The organism is Streptomyces sp. NPDC003077, assembly GCF_040611095.1.
GTDB lineage: Bacteria > Actinomycetota > Actinomycetes > Streptomycetales > Streptomycetaceae > Streptomyces.
In genome coordinates, this window is the sequence record NZ_JBEXNM010000001.1 from 54,909 (window position 1) to 75,392 (window position 20,484).

A 20,484-nucleotide genomic window follows, 5' to 3' on the forward strand; every position below is an offset into this window, starting at 1 on the left:
GGAAGAACACCGTGCCGAAATTCGAGATCGACGAGATATCCGCAGCCGACGTCGACGGCTTCTGGGAACGCTACGTACTGCCGCGCAGGCCCGTCGTCATCCGCGGGATCTACGCCGACCAGCCCATTGCGGAGGCGGCCACGCTCGACGGGGCACGCCGACTGCTCGGCTCCATGCCGGTCCTGGTCCAGGACGAGTACACCCGCCAGATCGACTACACCCGCAAGGAGGCGACTCAGGCACAGCAGAAGGCCCCCGATCCGGTCCTCAGCACGCTCGCCGAGTACCTGGACGGATACGGCTCCCAGGAGAAGAGCCGCAAGGTGGTCACGGAGTGGGACCTGCCCACGGACCTCCTGCAGAGCTTCACCCTGCCCGAGTTCTGCCGGCCCACGACCCCGCACCACAGCCTGTACCTGCACTCCTTCATCGCCGGTCCGCACAACTGGGCCCACCTGCACTTCGACATGGACCAGCGGCACGTGCTGCTCGCCCAGGTCTTCGGCAGCAAGGGCGTGGCGCTGTTCCCGCCCTCGTCGTCCCCCTGGCTGCACCCCTTCGGGAACTTCGGGTCGATCTCCCTGCAGGTGATGGACCCGGAGGAGCGGCAGAACTTCATCGAGCTCGCCGGCGGCGCCTACGCGGTCATCCACCCGACCGACGCGATCTACATCCCCCCGCTGCTGTGGCACTACCTCGACTACCTGGACCTCGGCGCCTCCTTCAACGTGCGTTTCGGCCGCAACCCCTACAGCAAGTTCCTGTCGGTGGAGAACTTCCTCGCCGACCAGTACCTGCAGGCGGTGGCGGAGCCGTTCGCGGGCATCGCACCGGAGGCGGAGCCGGACGCGGCGCAGCGCGAGGTCCTCGAGCAGGTCATCGAGGCGTTCAACCGGGACTACGACTCGCGGCACGACAAGTACCGCGCGATGCGACAGGTCTTCCGCGACCTGCACGGCAGGCAGGGCCTGACGCCCGAGCTGCCCCTGTTCCTGTTCTCGCTCGACGACGAGACCGACTACTACGACCAGATGCGGCTCAACAACAACTTCCTCTACCGGCCCGGCGTGCGCACCTCGATGGAGGCCATCACGACGCCGGAGCCCCCGGCGACGCCGGCGCAGCTGGCCTCGCTGGACAAGGCCGTCGCCGCCAAGGGATACCCGGGCCCGCTGCTCGACAAGGTGCTGTTCAACAAGTTCGGCCGGACCTCGCTCTCCGACCTCAACCGCGAGGAGGCGTCCCGCCTGCTCGCCTTCCTGCGCTCGCCGTCCGGCGCCGTCCCGGCGGTGGCCATGACCACCCAAGGAGCATGATGCCTTCCATCGGTACCGACGCACTGCGCGCCAGCGTCCGCGAGGTCGTGCTCCGGCTCGCCCCCGACCGGCCGGCACAGGCGACCGCCGAGCTGCTGCTGCGGGAGGACCTCGGCTACGACTCGCTGGCCCTGGCCGAACTGGCCTTCGCCCTGGAGGAGATCTTCCAGCTGCCGCCGCTGCCAGGCGAGGAGACGGCCGAGGTCAACAGCGTGGCCGACCTCGAAGCCCTCGTCACCGGCCTGGCCGAGCGCGGCGGCACGACCTTCGACGAGGAGCGCGTGCGCAAGGAGCTGGCCCGCCTCACCCCGCAGGGCGCACAGGCGGGGGAGCAGGACGTCACGTGAAGAGCACCCATCGGCACAACCGACGGGATCTGATCGGGCTGGCCTGGCAGTCGGGCCGGGGGAGCACGGCCCTGCTGTTCCTCACCATCGTGATCGGCGGCGTCGGACCCGCCGTCTTCATGCTGCTGGTCGGCGTCACGGTCGGCCGGCTGCCGGAGGCGGCACGGCTCGGCTTCGACGACGGGGCCGGCCGGGTCGCCGGCCCCGTCGCCGCCGCCGGTGCGGTCTTCCTGGTCACCCAGGTGGCCGGCAAGATCCGGTTCGCGGTCGGTGAGATCCTGGGGCAGCGGATCGAGATCACGCTGCGGGAGCGGGCCATGCGTGCCTGCTCCATCGACGACGGCCTCGACCACCTCCAGGACGACCGGACCCGTGACGACCTGGCGATCCTGTCGGGGGCGGCCGGCGGGCTGCCGCTGGAGCGCGCGGTGGCGGGCCTCGCCGAGGTCACCTCCGCCCTGGTCGGCGCCGTCGGCCCGCTCCTGCTGCTGATGTTCTTCCACGTCTGGGCCGGCGCCGCGGTGGCGTTGGCCTGGTTCGCGGTACGGATCGTCGCGGGGCGCGAGAACGGCAAGCGGCTGGAACTCCTCTTCGGCCAGGCCCACGTCATGCGCCGCGCCGAGTACTTCCGCAAGCTCGCCGTGCAGGGCGCGGCGGCCAAGGAGATCCGGGTCTTCGGGCTCCGGGACTGGGTGCTGGCCCGTCTGGACCAGGAATGGCTGGCCGCCATCCGGCCCACCTGGCGGCGGCGCCGGCCGAGCGACGCCAAGATCCTGCTGCTCTCCTGCGTCCTCGTCGCGGTCTACGGCCTGGTCTTCTGGCGGCTGGTCGACGACGGGGTGAACGGCGGCCTGGAGACCGGGGCGTTCGCCGTCTTCCTGCAGGCGCTCATCGGTGCCTCCGCGGTATCCGGCGGTACGGCTGCGTTCGGACTGGACGTCGCCCTGGCCCCCGTGTCCGCGGTGCGCCGACTGGAGGAGCGCAAGGCCGCCGCCTCTCGCGGCGCGGCGGCCCGCACGGCGAAGGACCTGACGGTACGGCGCCTAGAGCTGCGGGACGTGACGTTCGCGTACGACAGCAACGGCGGCGCCGCGGTCGGCGCCACGGCCGACGGGACGGACGCCGCGGCGAACGTCGCTACGGAGCGCGGCGAGGCGCGCGGCGAGAGCCGCGATGAGTCGCACCACAAACCGCACGACAAGACCTCCGCCAAGCCGCGCAGCGCCCCGAGGCCCGTCCTCGACGGCGTGTCCTTCAGCGTCGCCGCCGGCGAATCCGTCGCCCTGGTCGGCGAGAACGGCGCGGGCAAAACCACGCTGCTCAAGCTGCTCGCGGGGCTGCTGGAGCCCGTCTCGGGCCGGATTGAGGCCGACGGAGTCGCCCTGCACGAGCTGGGCAGGGCCGACTGGCGGCGGCACCTTGCCATGGTCTTCCAGGACTTCGCCCGGCTTCCGCTCACCGTCGCCGAGAACATCCACGTATTGCGTGCTGACTCCGGCGACGAGCAGACCCGCAAAACGGTGCTGGACTGCCTCGAACGCGTCGGCCTGGGGGAACGGGTGGCGCGGCTGCCCCACGGCATCGACACCGTCCTCGGCGCCCGGCTGCCGGGCGGCGTCGACTTCTCCGGCGGCGAGTGGCAACGCCTGGCCCTGGCCCGCGCGTTCTTCACCCTCCACCAGGGGGCCCGCGTCCTGCTGGTGGACGAACCCACCGCGAGCATCGACCCGTCCGCCGAGACCGAGTTCTTCGACCGGCTCCTCGACGAGACCGAAGGAATGATCCGCATCGTGGTCTCGCACCGCTTCAACACCGTGCGCCGGGTCGACCGGATCGTCGTCCTGGACCGCGGGCGGGTCATCGAGTCCGGCTCGCACGACGACCTCATGCGCCAGGACGGCCTGTACCGGCGGATGTTCCTCGCCCAGGCCGCGCCGTTCACCGAGCAGGGGGGAGTGCGATGAGCGCGGACAGCTGGCGGGGCACGGCGGCCATGGCACGCCTCGCGCTGCGCACCGATCCGGTGCGCGCGGTCGGAGCCGTGGTCATGACCCTCGCCATCTCGGCTCACCCGGTGCTGGTCGCCCTGCTGATCGGCCGGCTCACCGACGCCGTGGTGGACGGCGACGACGGTACGGCCATGACCTGGGGCATGGTCCTCGCCGCCGCCGTCGCGAGCTGGCTGGCCCTGCTCTGGTACACCTTCGGGCTGCGCACGGTCCTGGAGGAACGCGTCAGGCACGCGGTGGAGATGAACATCGCCGCGATGAGCATGGCGCCGTGGAGCATCGCACATCACGAGGATCCCCAGGTCGCCGAGGAACTTGCCCTCGTCGAACGGGACGTCAACCGGCTCGCCCAGGTGATCATCTTCCTGCTGACCCTCATGGGCGCGCTCGGGCAACTGGCCTTCGCGGTGGTCGTCCTCGCAGACGTGCACCCGGCCCTGCTGCTGCTCCCCGTCCTCGGCCTGGTGCCGGTGTGGGCGAGCCGCCGCGGCGACCGGTGGCGGCAGCGTTCCCTCGAGCGTGCCACGCCCGACGACAACCTCGCGCGCGAGATGTACACCGTGATGTGCGGCGCCGGGCACGCGCAGGAGCTGTCGGTGCTCGGCGCGCAGGAGGCCGTACGGGCACGTCACCGTCAGCTCTCCGAGGCCGCCCAGCGCGAGCGGGAGCGCGGAGCCCACCGGTCCTTCCGCGCCCAGGCCGACGCCACCGTCCTGTTCGCAGCCGCCTACGTCGCCGCGGTGGCCGTCGCCGTGCTGGCGGCCGTGGCCGGGAAGGCGGGCGTCGGCGACGTCCTGCTGACCGCGACGCTGGCCGCGCAGGTCACCGGGCAGGTGACCATGGCGACCGACGCGGTGACCCAACTCGTACGCGCCCGGGCCACCGCCGACCGCTACCTGCGGATCGCCGACCTGACCACGGCCGCCGAGGAGGGCGGGCTGGAACTCGGCGACACGGGCGGCGGGCTCCGCCTGCGGGGCGTCACCTTCACCTACCGCGGCGTCGACACCCCCGCCCTGCGGGGTGTCGACCTGGACGTCCCGGGCGGCCGGACCATAGCGGTCGTCGGCGAGAACGGCGCCGGCAAGACCACCCTCGCCAAACTCCTGTGCCGGCTGTACGCCCCGACCGGAGGCACGATCACCTGGCACGGCACCGACCTCGCGGACGTCCGGCCCGATGCCTGGCGGGACGGGGTGTCGGCGGCCTACCAGGACTTCGTCCGGTTCGAGACCGAGGCCGGGCACGTCGTCGGGCTCGGTGACCTGCCGCGCATCGACGACACCGACGTCGTACGCGGCGCCCTGGCCCGGGCCGACGGGCAGGGGCTCGAACAGTCGCTGCGCGACGGCCTGCGCACCCGGCTCGGGCGCTCCCACAGCGACGGCACCGAACTGTCGACCGGCCAGTGGCAGAAGCTGGCGGTGGCCCGCTCCATGATGCGGGAGACCCCCCGCCTGCTCGTCCTCGACGAGCCCACCGCCTCACTCGACGCCGAGACCGAGTACCGGCTGTTCCGGCACTACGCCGAGGCCGCCCGCACCGTCACCGCCGACGGGCGGGGCGTCGTCGTGGTCATCACCCACCGCCTCGGTTCGGTGCGCTTCGCCGACCGCATCGTCGTCATGGCGGGCGGCCGGATCGTCGAGTCGGGTTCCCACGACGAGCTCATGGCGGCCGGCGGCCGGTACGCCGACCTCTACCGGGCGCAGGCCGACGCCTACGCGATCGAAGGACCACCAGCAGCGGACCAGAAGGAGAGCGGTGACAGCGGTGAGCACACCCCCCAACCCCTATGAGGAGTACATCCGGGTCCGAGAGCTGCTCGCACTCCACTCACCCCGCACCGCACTGCCGGGCGAGGACCTGTTCGTGACCGTCCACCAGGTGTCAGAGCTGTGGCTGGCGGCCCTCCTGCGGGAGACCCGCGGGGCCCGGCAGCTGCTGCTGGAGGAGGACACCGCGCAGACCGCGCGCCGGCTGCGCACCGGGCTCGACGTGCTCGCGCAGCTCTCCGGCACGCTCAACACGCTCTGCGGCATGCTGCCCACCGAGTTCGCCGCCTTCCGGCCGGCCCTCGGCCCGGCCTCCGCGGTCCAGTCCCGGCAGTACCACGAGTTCGTCCAGGCCTGCCGGGGCCCGGGCCCGTCCCTGTGGGGGGCCTTCGCCGAACTCGCCGAGCGCCGCGGCGGACTGGCGAAGGTGTACGGCAATCCGGACACCGGCGTCCGCGAGGTCGCCGAGCTGCTGGTCGACCTCGACGACGCGCACTCCGAGTGGATGGGCTTCCACCTGCGGCTGGTGCGCCGCCAGATCGGATCCGCCGACGGCACCGGCGGCGAGTCGGCCGACTATCTGCGCAGCCGGCTGGACGTGCGGCTGTTCCCCGAACTCATCGAGGCCCGGCCGGAGTTCCACCTCGCCGAGGAGGTGCCCAGCCAGTGACCCGGGCCCATGACCTGATGAGCTACGCCACAGGCCGGGCCCTGGCCCCCGCCTCCCACGAGCAGGAGTGGATGCTCTTCCTGGCGCGGATGCGCCGCACCGGCACCTTCAACATGCCGCGCCTGTACGAGATCGGTCCCGAGACATCGGCCGCCGAGGTGAGCGACGCCGTCGCCCGGGTCGTGGCGCGCAGCCCGCTGCTGCGCGTCCGCATCGGACGGGAGGACGGCCGGTTCGTCCAGCGGGTCGAGCAGACCGACGCCACGGGGCAGGCCCGCCCCGAGCTGCTGAGCGGGCCCGACCCGCTGGCGCTGCTGGGCGAGTTCGTCCGGCGGCCCCTCGACCCGCAGGGCGGCCGGGTCTTCGCCAGCGCCCTGGCGCCGCTGCCCGGTGGCGGACACGCCTTCGCCACGGTCGTGCACCACACCGTCGCCGACGCCGTCACCCTCGACGAACTGGAGCGCCGTATCGGGCTGGAGCTCGACGGCAGGGGCGACGAGTACGGCGAACGCGTCGGCTATCTCGACTACGCGGCCTGGCAGCACGACACGTACGGCCCACGGCTGGACGCGCTCGTCGACGAGTCCGTCATCGCCCTGAAGGACGCCCGGCCCAACGAACTGCCTGGCGTCGGGCTGCGCTCGCGGGCTCCCGGGGCCGGGCTCGCCGCCTCCTTCGGTCTCGACTCGGTCGCCGACGACAACCTGCGCGCGCTGCTCACCGAAGAACGGGCCAGTCCCTTCATGGCCGGCCTCGTGGCCCTGTCGATCGCCCTGCGGAGCCTGTCGGGTCAGTCCGCCGCGCTGATCGCCATCGAGGTCTCCACCCGGCGGCTCAGGCCGCTGATGGACACCCTGGGCCCCTTCATCAGCACCGTCCCCGTCGTCCTGGACGCCGAGGACAGCTTCCGCCGGGCGCTGCGCGCCGCCCGGGAGACCACGCTGAGGTCCCTGGAAATGGCCCAGGTCCCCTACCACCGGCTGCTGGCCCGGCCCGAGTTGCGGTCGCTGCGGCGCCGCAGCGAAGCGGCGGTCGACGTGGTGTACCAGACCTTTCACGAGCAGGAGGCACCGGCCGGGGGGCGGCTGCGCCGGATCCCCTACGGCATGGAGGGCGCGGGCTTCACCGCCGACCTGCACATCTCGATGCACGAGTCGCCCGGGCACCGGCGCCTCGGCATCGGTCACTCCCCGCGCGTGCCGTCCGAGACCGTCGCCGAACTCGCGCGGCGTTTCGAACAAGCCCTCTCCCACGGCGTGACCGACCCGGACGCGCCGCTCATCAGACGGTCGACGAACGAAAGAGGCTCCACGCACCATGACAGTGGCGAATGAGGCGGCCCGGACCGCCGAGAACCGTGACACGGGCTCAGCTCTGTGGAAACTCTCCGTCGGTGTCACGGTCGGCGCATTGGCGGGTCTGCTGGTCGGCGGCGTCCTGGGACGCCTGGTGATGTACGGGCTCCGCTTCACCTCCCCCGAGTCGTCCATGGGCAAGACGACCGACGCCAACTCGACGATCGGCGAGTGGAGCCTGAAGACGTTCGGGCTCCTGGAGAGCGGGATCGCCATGGGCGCGCAGGTCGGCGCCCTGTACATCCTGGTGCGCCCGTGGCTGAACACCGGCAACCGTCCGCTGAAGACGTGCGTCTTCGGCGCCACCGCCGGCGGGGTTCTGTTCATCCACCCCGACGGCGTCGACTATTACGCGGTCAAGCCGCTCTGGCTGACCGTCCCGTCGTTCATCCTCCTGGCCGCCGCGTTCGGTTACCTGCTCAGCCTGTGGACCGAACGCGCCATCGCGACGGAGCGGTTCCAGGCCGCGCCCGCCTGGCAGTTGTGGATCCCCGTCGTGCTGTGCGTGCCGGCCGTCCTCCACGTGACCCTGCTGCCGCCGACCGTGCTGCTGGTGGCCGCCGCGCTGCTGGCCACCTTCGCCCGGGGACGGTTGCAGGGCGTGGTGAAGGGCTGGAGCGGCCCGGTGACCAGCTGGATCGGTTCCCGGCTGCTCTTCCTGCTGGGCCTGGCCAACGTCGTACTCATCGTGCGGGCGGTAGCCGAGATAGCGAACAAGAGCCAAGGGAGCTGACCATGCAGGGCAACGACGTGACCGTACCCGGCCTGCTCGACTGGCTGGACGCGCCGCGCGCGGACCGCGGCGTCAACATCCTGGATCCGGCGGGGGAGTGGCAGTACACGCCCTATTCCGACCTCGCCGAGCACACCAAGGCGGCGGCGGCCGCGTTCACCGCCGCCGGCGTACGGCCCGGCGACGTGGTCTCGATCATCCACCGCAACGGCCCCGGGTTCATCACCGCCTTCTTCGGCGCGCTCGCCGCAGGGGCCACACCGTCCCCCGCCGTGCCTCCGGCCCTGTTCCAGGACCGCGCGGCATACGGCCGGCACGTGGGCGCGATCCTCGACGTGGCCGCCCCCCGCGTGGTGGTGCTCGAACCTGAGCTGCTGGACCAGCTCGGCCCGGCACTGCGCGACCTCGGCCACCGCCCGCTGGCCCTGGACGAGACCACCGGAACCCCGGCCGGATCCCCTCCAGCGGACCGTGCGGCGCTGCCGGCCACGGCGCTGCTGCAGTTCACCTCGGGCTCCTCCGCCACCCCAAAGGGCGTCGCCGTCTCGCCGCAGGCCCTCCACGCCCAGATCAGCATCCTCGTCAGGTGGCTGGGCTTCCACTCCGGCAACGCCTGCGGCACCTGGCTGCCCATCCACCACGACATGGGCCTCGTGGGCATGGTGCTGCCGAGCGTGGTGACCCAGTCCAACCTGTGGGTGATGCAGCCCGACCAGTTCATCACCGGTGCGAGCCGGTGGCTGCGGCTGCTCGGCAGCGGCAGGGTGCAGATCACCGCCGTACCGCCGTTCTCCCTCAAGCACATGCTGCGCCGCGTGCGCGACGAGGAGCTGACGGGCTGCGACTTCTCCAAGGTGCGGGTCAACGTGGTCGGCGCCGAACCCATTGACGGTTCGGTGCTGGACGAGTTCACCAGGCGGCTGGCCCCGTTCGGCTGGCCCAGCGGCGCGCTCGTTCCCGCCTACGGACTCGCCGAGGCCGTCCTGGCCGTGTCCGGCAAGGACCTCGACGCGCCCGTCGACCGGGTCCTGGTCGACCGGGGCCGGCTGCGGCTCGGCGAGAAGGTCGTGGTCGACTCCGGCGAGGTCCCGGCGGCCGAGGCCCTGGACCTGCCGGCCAGCGGCTGTGTGCTGCCGGGCGTGACGGTCGAGGTGCGGGACGAGGCGGGAGACCCCGTACCGGACGGCGTGCTCGGCGAGATCGTCGTGGGCGGCGTCTCGCTCGCCGACGGCTACCGCGGACACGAGCCGTGGCCCGGCGAGTTCGTCACCGGGGACGCCGGGTTCTTCTGGAAGGAGCGGCTGTACGTCCTCGGCCGGCTCGGGGACAGCCTCAAGGTGCGCGGCGTCCAGCTGTTCGCCGAGGACGTCGAGAACGCGCTGGGCGGACTTCAGGCCCTGGGGAAGGTCCGCTACTCCGTCGTGCTCGGCAGCCTCGACGGCCGGGACACCGTGGCTGCCCTGGTGGTGAAGAAGCCCGGGGAGTGGAGCGCGGAGGTCTACCGGGCGCTGCGGCGGCAGGCGCGTGGCCTGCGCGTGGTCGTCGCCGCCGTGAACCGCGGGGCCGTTCGCCGTACCTCCAGCGGAAAGCCGAAGCGGCGCGCCATGTTCGAACAGCTCATGACCGGAACGATCGACGGAGTCGTCGTGCACGACTCCGCCAACGACCCCGCCGAGGAGGAGCAGTGACCGTCGACGCACTGGAACAGATGGAGGCCGACGAGGAGCGCGTCATCTCCCCGGCGGAGCTGTTCCGCAAGTGGGAGCAGGGGCAATGGCGGCTGACGGAGCTGCCCATCGCCTCCGACGCCGCCGACTGGGCCGCCATGCGGCCCTACGCGCGCGGTGAACTGGAGTCGATGATCGAGGGGTTCGTGCTTGGCGAGGCCGCCGTCAGCAACACCCTCTCGCCGCTGGCCGACGCCGCGCCCAGCCTGGACGCCCACCAGTACCTGTGCACCCAGATCGCCGACGAGGCGCGGCACACCCGGTTCTTCGCCACCTACCTGCAGGAGATGCGGCGGTCCCGGCCCAGCCACGAGGAGGTCATCGCGGACGCGCTGGCGAGCGCCGGCGACGCGGTGTCGACGATCTTCGACGAGGAGCTGAAGGCCCGCACCGACCACGTCCGCTTCCACCCCGAGGACACCCGCGCCTGGTACGAGGCGGTGACGTACTACCACCTCATGGCGGAGGGCGTCCTGGCCATGTCCGTCCTCGGGGCCATGCTGTCCATGGTCCGCCAGCTACGGGGCAGCCTCCCGGTCCTCCACACCGGTCTGCGCAACGTCATCCGGGACGAGTCGAGGCACATGGCGTTCGGGATGTACGCGGCCAGGGAGGGCGTGCACACCGGTCACGGCGACGCCGTGCTGGCCACGATGATGGAGGCGATCCCCCAGGTCACCATGGCCCTGGTGGCTCCCGAACGGAAGCTCCCCGGAACCACCCTGCCGCCACTGCGCGCCACGATCGGCAAACAGCACGCCCACCGGTACGCCAGCGCCCGCCGCACCCTCCTGCGCCGCATGGAACTGATCGGCCTCCAAGTTCACACCGGCGATGCCGGCCAGGCCTGGGACCTCTCCATGAAGGCGGCCATGACCGAATACGAACGCCGCCACGGCGACCCCCACCCGGCCGGCGAGTGATCCGCGAGTAATCCGAACGACCGTCCCGGCCGGCACCCGCAGGAGCTGTCGGCCGGGGCGGTCGCGGTTTTGGGTGCGAGCCTTGTCGGCGAGCGAGTGGGGTGCTGGCGTTGGGGGCGGGCGGGACCGGTGCCGCGAGGCCTGCGGCCTACGGAGCGCCGCCCGGCGAGCGAATAACCCCGATAGCCGTTCCGGCCGGCATCCGCGAGGGGTGCCGGCCGGAACGGTCCGTGTTTCCGTGCCCGCGTCCCGTCGGTGATTCTGGCCGCGCTGACGGCCGTCAGCAGCCGGACAGGGTGCTGACCAACGGCGCCGCGGCTTCCATGTCGCGGCCCTGGATCACGACGTAGCTGATTCCGAACCGTTCGCGCAGTCCGAGGATCTTGTCCGCCATCTCGGACACGCTGCCGACGAGCACGTTGGGCAGCGTGGCCAGTGTCTCGGGCGGCATGCCCAGCCGCCGACTCAGACCGTCCAGCACGGTGTGCGGTCGGGGGGTGACCCAGAAGATGCCCACGCCGACCTGGAGTTCGAGCTCCGAGAACCGGTCACCGGCGCCCTCGCGCACCCACGCCAGCTTACGTTCCGTCTCCTCCAGCGTGATGTCGTGCACCTGTGCCTCGCCTGCGCGCAGGTTGTGGTGCACGCCGACGATGTCAGCATGGCGGCCGGCCATCCGCAGGATCCGCGGCGAACCGCCGCCCACCAGCAGCGGCACCTTCTCCTGCGCCGGCTCCGGCGCCCCCTCGAACCCCGTCACCCGGTAGTGCTTTCCGGCGAAGACCACCCGGCCGTCGTCCAGCACGCTGCGCAGGATCCGCACGGACTCCTCCAGCCGCTCCACCCGCGTCCCGGCCGGGTCGAAGGGCAGGTCCACGGCCTCGTACTCCTCGCGCATCCAGCCCGCGCCCAGGCCCAGTTCCAGCCGCCCGTCGCTGAGCAGGTCCAGCGTCGCCGCCTCCTGCGCCAGCATGACCGGATGCCGGAAGTCGTTGCACAGCACGAGCGTGCCCAACCGCAGCGTGGACGTGGCGTCGGCTGCGGCCATGAGCGCGGGCATGGGGGCGAGCTGCCCGCCACCGAAGTGGTCGGGCAGCACGAGGGTGGAGAAGCCGAGGCTTTCGGCCCGGCGGGCCGCCTCGACCCACTCGTCCCGTGTTCTCGCCCCGATGAACTGGATTCCGAACCGGAACTTCATGCCGTCCTCGACAAGATGTCGCGCATCCTCCCGCCGAAGAACCGCTCCTCCTTGGCCTTGTCCACCGGCTCCCGCCCCAGCAGCTCGCGGAAGTCGGCGGTGGGCGTCGACGACCCTTCCGGGTGAGGGAAGTCGGAGGAGAAGACCACGCAGTCGTCCAGCTCCTCGATGGCCCGCTGGACCCGGTCACCGGGCTGCGCCACCACGAGAACCTGCCGTCTGAAGTACTCGCTCGGCTTCAGCGGCAGCGACCAGCGGCCAGTGATGTTGCGCAGCACCGGAAGTGTCAGCAGGTAGTCCAGCGCCCGGACCCAGTCCGGCGCCCACCCGGACGCCTGGTACTCCTGAAGCGTCAGGTGGAAGTTGGGGTAGCGCTCGAAGACGCCCGCCGCGATCAGCGCGGCCGACACCATCTGCGGGGTCGCGGCCGAGATGGACGCCAGCACATAGCCGACGTCCTTCAGCTCCGCGCGGCCCGTCTGGTACCACCCCGGCGCCACCTGGGGTCCGCCGAGGAAGCCGAAGTGCAGCACACCGAGCATGCCGAGCTCGTTGGCGGCCGCCCAGATCGGCTCGTAGTCCACGTGCGCGACCGACTTCCCGGCGGGCGGGCGGCCCGGTATCAGGAAGGCCCGGGCACCCAGTTCGCGGGTTCGCCTCAGCTCCGCCACGCACCACTCCACGTTCTCCCACCACAGCAGCGTGGTGGTGAGCAGCCGGTCGGTGTGCCCGCTGACGACGCCGGCCGCCCAGTCGTTGTAGGCCCGGATGACGCGCGGTACGTCCTCGGGCTCCAGGTACTCCGACACCCGGTCGACGGTGACCAGGGCCGACGCGGGGTTGATGATCTGCGCGTGGATCTCGTTCTTGTCCATCCAGGCGAGCCGCTCGGCGGGGAGATAGCCGCCGAAGGGGTACGCCATCCCGCGGAACCGGCTCTCGTTCGCCGCCGCGGCGGCCTCCTTGAGGGTGGCGAAGCCGGCGAAGAAGCTCTGTGACTGCTGGATGGACGCCGTGAGCCGTTCCGCGTCCACGGCGAGCCGGTCGGCGGGTGCCGCGTCCGAGAAGAACGAGAATAGGTCCTGTGTCGACGTCCGGAAGTACCAGCGCGGTTCGATGCGCGCCGCCAACTTCTCGTCCGCCTCCACCAGCCAGTCCGGGGGCTCCTGGAAGTGGCTGTCGACATCGATGATCAGGGTCATGGCGCTCCCTCAGGTGAGGCTCGTGGAGAGTTCGGCGATCGTCGGGTAGTCGAAGATGGCCCGGACGTCGAGATCGACGTCGAGCTCGGTGGCGATCTGCTCGACGATCTCGGTGGCCAGCAGCGAATGCCCGCCCAGATCGAAGAAGTTGTCGTACACGCCGACCGTGTCGAGGTTCAGCACCTCGGCCCAGATCCGCGCGATGGTCTCCTCCCTGGCATTGCGCGGACCCACGAACTCCGTGCCCGTGTCCGGCCGTTCGGTGTGCGGGTCGGGCAGCTTGGCGTGGTCGACCTTGCCGTTGGCGTTCTTCGGGAGGCTGGTGAGCGGGTGGTAGACCGACGGAATCATCCAGTCGGGCAGTGCTGCGCCCAGGTGCTCGCGGAGCTCTCCCTCGGTGGGCTCGTGGCCGGGCGCGGACACGATGTACGCGACGAGCCGCGCGGCCCCGCTGGAGTCCTGGCCGGCCACCACGGCCGTCTCACGGATGAACGGGTGAGCCAGCAGCCGCGTCTCGACCTCGCCGCACTCGACGCGGTAGCCGCGGATTTTCACCTGGCGGTCGGCACGCCCCTCGAACGACAGGGTGCCGTCCGGATTCCAGTGCCCGAGGTCGCCGGTGGCGTACATACGGCTGCCCGGAACGGAGGAGAAGGGGTCCGGGAGGAACTTCTCGGCGGTCAGCGCGGTGCGGTTCAGATAGCCGCGGGCCAGCCCGATGCCGCTGAGGTGGATCTCGCCGGTCTCGCCGGCCGGCACTTGCTCACCCTTGTCGTCGAGGACGTACACCTGGGTGCCGTCGATCGGGGTGCCGAGGACGGGTGCGCCCTCGGCACCCGCGGGGACCGGGCCGGCGGCGCCGATCACGCTGTACTCGGTGGGGCCGTAGTGGTTGTACACCGTGAACGAGACCCCGGCGGGCGGGTGCTGGGCCAGCCGGTCGGAGCCGGTCAGCAGGACGCGCAGCTTCACCTGCTGCGCGTACGGGCTGTCGTAGAGGCGTTCCGCGAGCAGTGGCGGCAGGAACGCCACCGTGATCCCCTGCTCGCCGAGCCAGGCGAGGGTCGCGTCGGGGTCCTGCTTGACCGTCTCCGGCGCGGCGACCAGGGTCGCGCCCCCGGCCAGGGCGCCCCAGGTATCCCAGCAGATGGCGTCGAAGGCGACCCGGGCGAGCAGCGCGTACCGGTCCTCACCGGTGATCCCGTGCGTTCGTACGTTCCACCGCGACAGGTTGACGATGCCCTGGTGCGGGACGAGCACGCCCTTGGGCCGGCCGGTGGAGCCGGAGGTGTAGATGATGTACGCGCACGCCTCGCCGGTCAGCTCGGCAGGCGGCGGGCCCTGCCGCACCGTGGTTGCCGCCTCCTTCTCCGCCTCGCACACGTCCAGGACGCGGGCCGCGGCGTCCTGCGGCCAGTCGGAGGAGACGGCGGGCTCGGAGAGCACCACGCCTGCGCCCGCGTTCTCGATCGTGTAAGCCAGCCGCTCGCCGGGGTCGGTGGGATCCAGGGCCAGGTACGCGCCGCCAGCCTTGAGCACCGCGAGGTAGGACACGATGAGTTCGATGCCGCGCCGCAGGCAGACACCCACCACCGATTCGGGACCGACACCCCGCTCACGGAGCACCCAGGCCAACTGGTCGGCGCGGGCGTTGAGTTCCGCATAGGTCGCACGGTCGTCGCCCGCTTCCACGGCGACGGCGTCGGGCGTGGCCGCGGCCTGGGAGGCCACCAGCTCGTGCAGCAGACGGCCGGCCGATGCGGCGTCCTGGGGGAGGGTCATGACTGCTGATTCCTTTCCGCCATGGTGGTGTCCTTGGAATGCCCCGTGCGCAGGGCTTCCTCGCAGATGTCGATCACGGAGCCCATGAACTTGGCCATCCAGGAGGATTCGCTGACGGTGGGCTCGCGCAGGATTTCGGGATGCTCTTCCAGGAAACGCAGAGCATCGGCCTGAGGAAGGGCGTCCTTGGCCAGCTGGTCATAGCCGGCGGCGCGCCGCTCGTAGGCCTCCCTGGTTTCCCGGGCACCGGTGGCCGCGTGCGGGACCTGCTGGCCGAAGAGCAGGACGTCATGTCCGAAGGCACCGAAATTGACGGTGCCGCCGACGCTCAGGTCGGACGTCGAATAGGTGAGGGCGCCCAGTTCACCGAAACGGGCCACCAGATGCTCGACACTCGAGATGTCGGTACGGCTCCGGCAAGCCCGCCAGAAATCCGTGTCTCGGCGCGTGTTGAAGCGGTAGTGGATGGAAAGGAACCCGCGGATGAAGTCCCAGGTGTCCGCGATGGCCCCGTTCACCGCGTCGGTGGTCTTCGGCGTCAGCCGGCCCCCGCTCTCGGCCAGCGCCATGGACAGCAGCAGCGACTGACGGCAGATGACGAACAGGCCCGTGGATTCCAGTGGTTCGACGAAGCCGTAGGAGTTGCCGATGGCCGCGACATTCCCCTTGACGAACTCGTCGTGCCGGCCGGAGCGGAACCGCACCCTGCGCACCGGCCCGAGGCCGGGGTACACCCGGCGGAACTCCGCCTCGGCGCCCTCGTCCGAGACGAAGTCCGAGGAGTAGACGTAGCCCAGGTGGTCCTCGTCCCGCATCGGGATGGTCCATGCCCAGCCGTTGTCCATGGTCTGCGCACGGGTGTACGGCTTGATGGTCCCGTCGTGCGCGGCCGTACCGAACAGGGCGCTGTCGGTCAGGAGACTGGAGGCGTAGGACAGGAACGGGGAGCCCATCGTCTTCTCCAGGAGCAGCGACTTGAAGCCGGTGCAGTCGATGAAGAAGTCGAACCGGTGGTGCTTGCCCTCCGTGTCGACGACCGACGTGATGAGCCCGTCAGGGCCCTGCTCGACGTCGGTGATGGTGCAGTCGACGTGGGTGATGTTCCTGGCCAGCGCCGTCTCGCGCAGATAGGCGAGGAACCGCTTGTTGTCGATGTGGTAGCCGAAGGGGTACAGCGCCTCCAGCGAGAACGGCGGCTGGGAACCGGACCGGACGACGAGATGACGGTGCTCCGACATGAGCACGGACTCGAGCGTGCAGCGCCGGATGTTCCCGTCGTACTCCTGGGACTCGGCGGCCGTGCCGGTGTCGAACGGGTAGTTGAAGTAGTGGTCCTCGTCCGTGCCGCCCCAGTTGAAGCGAATGCCGAGCTTGTACGTCGGCAGGACCTTCCTGTAGAAGTCCTCGATGTCGAATCCCAGCACTCTGTAGAGGAAGGGCGGGAATTCGGAGGTGGTCGCTTCGCCGACCCCGATCACCGGAATACTCGACGACTCCAGCAGGCTGATCTCGGTGTCCGGAAGATGGGCTCGGAGGGTCAGCGCCGAGAGATATCCGGCACTTCCTCCCCCGACCACACCTATGGAACGTACCGCCTCGGCTTCGGGCATACCGGTCAGGCCTCCTGGGTGATGGGATGCTGGATGAGATGCGCAGCCAGAACATTCAGGATTCCGGCGGCGTTTTGGTGGAGATAGAAATGCCCGCCGCGCATGAGGTGCAGGGAGAACTCGCGGTCCGTGTAGGCGCGCCACCGCTCCAGTTCGGCGGGTCTGACGAAGCGGTCGACGGTGCCGCCGAAGACATGCAGCGGACATTCCAGGGGAGCTTCCTCGGAATGCCGGTAGCTGCTGACCGCGGCGAAGTCGGCGCGCAGCACCGGCAGGATTTCCTTGATCAGGTCGGGCTGTGCTTCGCCGCCGTTAGAAAAAGCGTACGAGAGCCCGTTGAGGAAATCCAGAATCGCCTTGTCCGGAATGCCGTCCAGAGCGCGTGGCTGCAGCGTGTGCGGCGGCGGGAACGAGGAGACGGCTAGGGCGGCGGGCAGGGACCGGGCCAGGCGACGCACCCGCCGGGCCAGTGCGAAGGCGATCAGCGAGCCGGCGCTGTGCCCGAAGAAGGCGTACGGCCTGCCGGCCACGGCCGCCGCCACTGGCTCCTCCGTCGCCGCGAGCGTCGCGTCGAAGTCGGTGAGGAAGGGGTCCCCGGCCCGGTCCTCGCGCCCCGGAAGCTGAACGGCCATCAACTCGAGTCCGCCGGGCAGGGCACGGGCCCAGCGGCGGAACGCCGAGGCGCCGCCGCCGGCGTGCGGAAAGCAGACCACCACCGGGGCGGTCGGCCTTTCGGGCCCGAAACGCACCAGCCGGGCCTCAGACATCGCTGCCTCCTGCCACCGCACCGGTCCGGGAGCGCACGGGCTCGGCGGACCCGGACGCCGCACCAGGGGACGGCCCGGCGGACAGCGCACGCGGCCACCACATCCGGTCCCCGAGGTCCACCAGCAGTGCCGGCATCAGCACCGGTCGCACCACGAACGCGTCCAGCAGCACCCCGAGCGCGACGACGACGGCGACCTCGACCACGCCCACCAGCGGCAGCAGCGCGAGCGCCGCGAACGTGGCGGCGACCACCAGTGCGGCCCCCGTGAGCGCGGGGGCTGTGACGGCGACCGCGCGGTGCACACCGGCCTCCGTGTCGAGGCGGGCGCGCTCTTCCTTCACCCGCGCCAGCAGGAAGACGCCGTGGCCGACGCAGAACGTCATCAGATAGGCCAGGGAGTGCAGCGCGAGCGTTCCGTCCTGGCCGGCGAAGCCGAAAACCGGCCGGTGGGCGGCCACCGACAGGCCCAGCGCCGCGGCGTAGGCCAGGACCACACTCCCGACCAGCACCAGGGGGGCGACGACGGATCGGAACAGCAGGCCGAGCGTCAGCGCCAGGACGAGCAGCAGCAGCGGGATGACGACCGTGCGGTCCCGGGACTCGGCGTTCTCCCTGTCGAGCGCGATGGCGTCCTGGCCGCCGACCAGGGCGTCCGCGCCGGGCACGGCGCGCACTGTGTCCCGCAGGCGCTGCACGGTATCCAGCGCGGCCCGGCCGGCCGGGGGCGATGTCGGCACCGCGGTGATCAGGGTCAGGTCGCCCGCCTGAGCGACCCGGCGGGGCTCGGCCACACCCTTGGTGCCACGCACCGCCGCCAGGGTACGCTCCGCGGCGCCGGACCGCGCAACGACGATCACGGGTGACGTGGTGCCGGCCGGGAATCCCTTCGCGAGCATCCGCTGGCCGGTGACGGCCTGGGGTTCGTGGGCGAACGAGTCGTTCACGCCGAGACCGGTGTGGGAGGCGAGCAGTCCCAGCGACAGCGCGCCGAACACCGCGGTCGTCGTCGCCCAGACCACCCGGGGCCGCTGGCCGATCCGCTGCGAGAGGCGGCCCCAGAAACCCGGTTCCGGTTCCGCCGTGGCTCCGGGACGGGCTATGCGAGGCCAGAAGATCCAGCGCCCGAACACCAGCAGGGCGGCGGGCAGCAGGGTCACCGACACGGCCAGCGCGCACACCACGGCCACCGCGCTGACCGGCCCGAGCCCGCGTGTCGTCTCTAGGTCCGCCGCCACCAGGCACAGCAGGCCGGCGACCACGGCGACCACGCCGGGGAGGACGGCCGCGCCGGCCCGGGGAAGCGCGGCGCGCATCGCCTCGTGCCGGTCGGTGTGTGTGCGCAGTTCCTCCCGGTAACGGGCAATGAGCAGCAGGCCGTACAGGGTCGAGCCGCACAGCGCGAGTACGGTGAGCAGCCCCTGTGACAGCGTCGTGTACGTCAGCCCGGTGGCCTTGCCGAGCAGGTAGACCGTGCCCTCGGCGACCGCCAGGCCGAACGCCGCGACGGCCAGGGTCACCGCCCACAGCAGGGGGCTGCGATGGGCGACGACAAGGACGAGCAGGAGAACCAGCAGTGTGCCGAGGAACAGCGTCATGTTGACGTCGCGCATGATGTCGGCGTTGGCTGTCGTGTAGCCCGCCTGACCCGTCACCGCTACATCCAGCCCGCCGCCGCCCTGGCCGACCACACGCTGGATGGCGCGCACGGAGTCACCGACGTCCGCCGTCTCCTCGAAGCTCAGCTCGGTGCCGGGCACGGGGAGGTCCACGCGGACGACGGCCGTCCTGTCGTCCCGGGCAAAGTCGGCCTCGTGCACCTCGGCCCCCGCGGTGATCCTCCGGTCGACCGCTTGACGGTCGCGGTCGATCCGGGCCCGGTCGGCGTCGGTCAGCGAGGCCGCGCGCTGATAGACGATGAGCGCGGCCATTTTCCTGCTCTGCGGGAAGTTCTGGTATTTCTGGTCGGCTGCGACGGATTCCGCGGAGTCCGGCAGGGTGCTGATGCTGCTGTTCTTCTGCAGCGTGAACATCTTGCTGCCCTGGGATCCCACGAGAAGGAGGATGAATAACCAGGCCACCAGAACAAGCCACTTGGTTCGCCGCCCTGCCGGTATCCCAACGAACCGAGCAACTCTATTCACAGCGATCGCTCCTTCGATTTATCTCACACCGGGGCCGCGCCACCGTAGCTCCGGGGCGGGAGCGGACTCAAGGAATGGTCGGACGCACTGCACGGCGTGCGCGAAGACGTGTCCCGTCGACGGGACACAGCCCTTGTCAAAGCAAAGGCTTGGTGACTTTCTGGAGGATCTCGGACCCGCTGTCGAAGAGATAGAAGTGGTGACCGGGGAAGAGATCAAGTGAGAACTCGGTTTCGGTGAGCTCGGCCCAGCCCTCCAGTTCGCGCGGAGTGGCGAAGGGATCCGTATCGGCCGCGAAGGCGTGGATGGGACAGGACAGCGGTCGCTCGTCGCGGAGCCGATAGCCGCCGGCCAGTGCGAAGTCGGCCCGGAGGATGGGCAGGAACATCTCCAGGAAACCGCGCTGGGAGAGCAGCGTCTGCGGCACGTAGCGCCGCTCCAGCAGGAAGTTCAGCAGTTTGTCGTCCGGCTCCTCGTGCAGCGGGTCCGGTATGCGGACCTGTGGTGACGGGTATCCGGAGACCCCGAGGCAGACCGGGCCGGGAAGGCCCTCCCGGCGGCGGAGCAGGGTCAGTTCGTAGGCCACGAGGGCGCCCACGCTGTGGCCGAAGAAGGCGAAACGGCGGTTCTTGAGAATCTCGGCGAGTCCGGCTGCGGTCTGCGCCACCAGCGTGTCCAGGTCCGGAATAAGGGACTCACGGATGCGCGTCTCTCGGCCGGGAAAGCGCACGGCAAGAATCTCCACCTCCATCGGGGCCACGGTACGCCAGCGTTGATAGGCCGACGGTCCGCTGCCGGCGTGGGGAAAGAGCACGAGAAGGGGTCGGTCCGGGCGTGAGGAGCCGATCCGGGAAACCCATTTGCTGCTCATCCGTCATCTCCTTTGCTGATTCTCGGAGCCGTCGCGGCCCTGCGGGGGGCGACGCC

General features: G+C 70.8%; 16 protein-coding genes. 9 read left to right on the plus strand and 7 right to left on the minus strand.

Annotated elements, in window-relative coordinates:
• Positions 1–11 precede the first annotated feature (11 nt).
• The 9 genes from ABZX96_RS00195 to ABZX96_RS00235 are packed head-to-tail and all read left to right on the plus strand — an operon-like array spanning position 12 to position 10,855.
• Positions 12–1,316, plus strand: a complete 1,305-nt coding sequence (locus ABZX96_RS00195; protein WP_355535222.1) for a cupin-like domain-containing protein — start codon at positions 12–14, stop codon at positions 1,314–1,316.
• The gene (locus tag ABZX96_RS00200) at positions 1,316–1,663 is read left to right on the plus strand and encodes a hypothetical protein (RefSeq protein ID WP_355535225.1); all 348 of its coding nucleotides are present in this window, start codon (positions 1,316–1,318) and stop codon (positions 1,661–1,663) included. The genes ABZX96_RS00195 and ABZX96_RS00200 overlap by 1 nt, the downstream gene beginning before the upstream one ends.
• Complete coding sequence (locus ABZX96_RS00205; RefSeq protein ID WP_355535228.1) at positions 1,660–3,627, plus strand: ABC transporter ATP-binding protein; 1,968 nt, start codon at positions 1,660–1,662, stop codon at positions 3,625–3,627. The genes ABZX96_RS00200 and ABZX96_RS00205 overlap by 4 nt, the downstream gene beginning before the upstream one ends.
• Positions 3,624–5,471, plus strand: coding sequence for an ABC transporter ATP-binding protein (locus tag ABZX96_RS00210; RefSeq protein WP_355535231.1), 1,848 nt, complete (start codon positions 3,624–3,626; stop codon positions 5,469–5,471). The genes ABZX96_RS00205 and ABZX96_RS00210 overlap by 4 nt, the downstream gene beginning before the upstream one ends.
• Positions 5,446–6,117, plus strand: coding sequence for a tryptophan 2,3-dioxygenase family protein (locus tag ABZX96_RS00215; RefSeq protein ID WP_355535234.1), 672 nt, complete (start codon positions 5,446–5,448; stop codon positions 6,115–6,117). Before ABZX96_RS00210 ends, ABZX96_RS00215 begins: the two co-directional genes overlap by 26 nt.
• 17 nt (positions 6,118–6,134) lie before the next feature.
• Positions 6,135–7,451: a condensation domain-containing protein gene (locus ABZX96_RS00220; RefSeq protein WP_355535237.1), complete on the plus strand. Its 1,317-nt coding sequence runs from the start codon at positions 6,135–6,137 to the stop codon at positions 7,449–7,451.
• On the plus strand, positions 7,435–8,205 hold the full coding sequence (locus ABZX96_RS00225; RefSeq protein ID WP_355535240.1) for a hypothetical protein: 771 nt from the start codon (positions 7,435–7,437) through the stop codon (positions 8,203–8,205). Before ABZX96_RS00220 ends, ABZX96_RS00225 begins: the two co-directional genes overlap by 17 nt.
• 2 nt (positions 8,206–8,207) lie before the next feature.
• Positions 8,208–9,893: an AMP-binding protein gene (locus ABZX96_RS00230; RefSeq protein ID WP_355535243.1), complete on the plus strand. Its 1,686-nt coding sequence runs from the start codon at positions 8,208–8,210 to the stop codon at positions 9,891–9,893.
• A complete protein-coding gene (locus ABZX96_RS00235) occupies positions 9,890–10,855 on the plus strand; it encodes a ribonucleotide-diphosphate reductase subunit beta (RefSeq protein ID WP_355535246.1) in 966 nt (321 codons plus the stop codon). The genes ABZX96_RS00230 and ABZX96_RS00235 overlap by 4 nt, the downstream gene beginning before the upstream one ends.
• A gap of 280 nt (positions 10,856–11,135) precedes the next feature.
• Here ABZX96_RS00235 and ABZX96_RS00240 read toward each other — a convergent pair whose 3' ends face one another.
• The 7 genes from ABZX96_RS00240 to ABZX96_RS00270 all read right to left on the minus strand — a co-directional run bounded on the left by ABZX96_RS00240 (position 11,136) and on the right by ABZX96_RS00270 (position 20,428).
• Complete coding sequence (locus tag ABZX96_RS00240; protein WP_355535249.1) at positions 11,136–12,053, minus strand: TIGR03621 family F420-dependent LLM class oxidoreductase; 918 nt, start codon at positions 12,051–12,053, stop codon at positions 11,136–11,138.
• Positions 12,050–13,255: an amidohydrolase family protein gene (locus tag ABZX96_RS00245; RefSeq protein WP_355535252.1), complete on the minus strand. Its 1,206-nt coding sequence runs from the start codon at positions 13,253–13,255 to the stop codon at positions 12,050–12,052. The genes ABZX96_RS00240 and ABZX96_RS00245 overlap by 4 nt, the downstream gene beginning before the upstream one ends.
• A gap of 9 nt (positions 13,256–13,264) precedes the next feature.
• On the minus strand, positions 13,265–15,037 hold the full coding sequence (locus ABZX96_RS00250; protein WP_355535255.1) for a non-ribosomal peptide synthetase: 1,773 nt from the start codon (positions 15,035–15,037) through the stop codon (positions 13,265–13,267).
• The gene (locus ABZX96_RS00255) at positions 15,034–16,647 is read right to left on the minus strand and encodes a tryptophan halogenase family protein (protein ID WP_355535258.1); all 1,614 of its coding nucleotides are present in this window, start codon (positions 16,645–16,647) and stop codon (positions 15,034–15,036) included. The genes ABZX96_RS00250 and ABZX96_RS00255 overlap by 4 nt, the downstream gene beginning before the upstream one ends.
• 5 nt (positions 16,648–16,652) lie before the next feature.
• Positions 16,653–17,414 (minus strand): alpha/beta fold hydrolase, encoded by a 762-nt coding sequence (locus tag ABZX96_RS00260; RefSeq protein ID WP_355535261.1) that lies wholly within the window; start codon positions 17,412–17,414, stop codon positions 16,653–16,655.
• Entirely contained in the window at positions 17,407–19,467 is a 2,061-nt protein-coding gene (locus tag ABZX96_RS00265) for an MMPL family transporter (protein WP_355535264.1), read from the minus strand. Before ABZX96_RS00265 ends, ABZX96_RS00260 begins: the two co-directional genes overlap by 8 nt.
• 226 nt (positions 19,468–19,693) lie before the next feature.
• Positions 19,694–20,428: an alpha/beta fold hydrolase gene (locus tag ABZX96_RS00270; protein ID WP_355535266.1), complete on the minus strand. Its 735-nt coding sequence runs from the start codon at positions 20,426–20,428 to the stop codon at positions 19,694–19,696.
• Positions 20,429–20,484 lie beyond the last annotated feature (56 nt).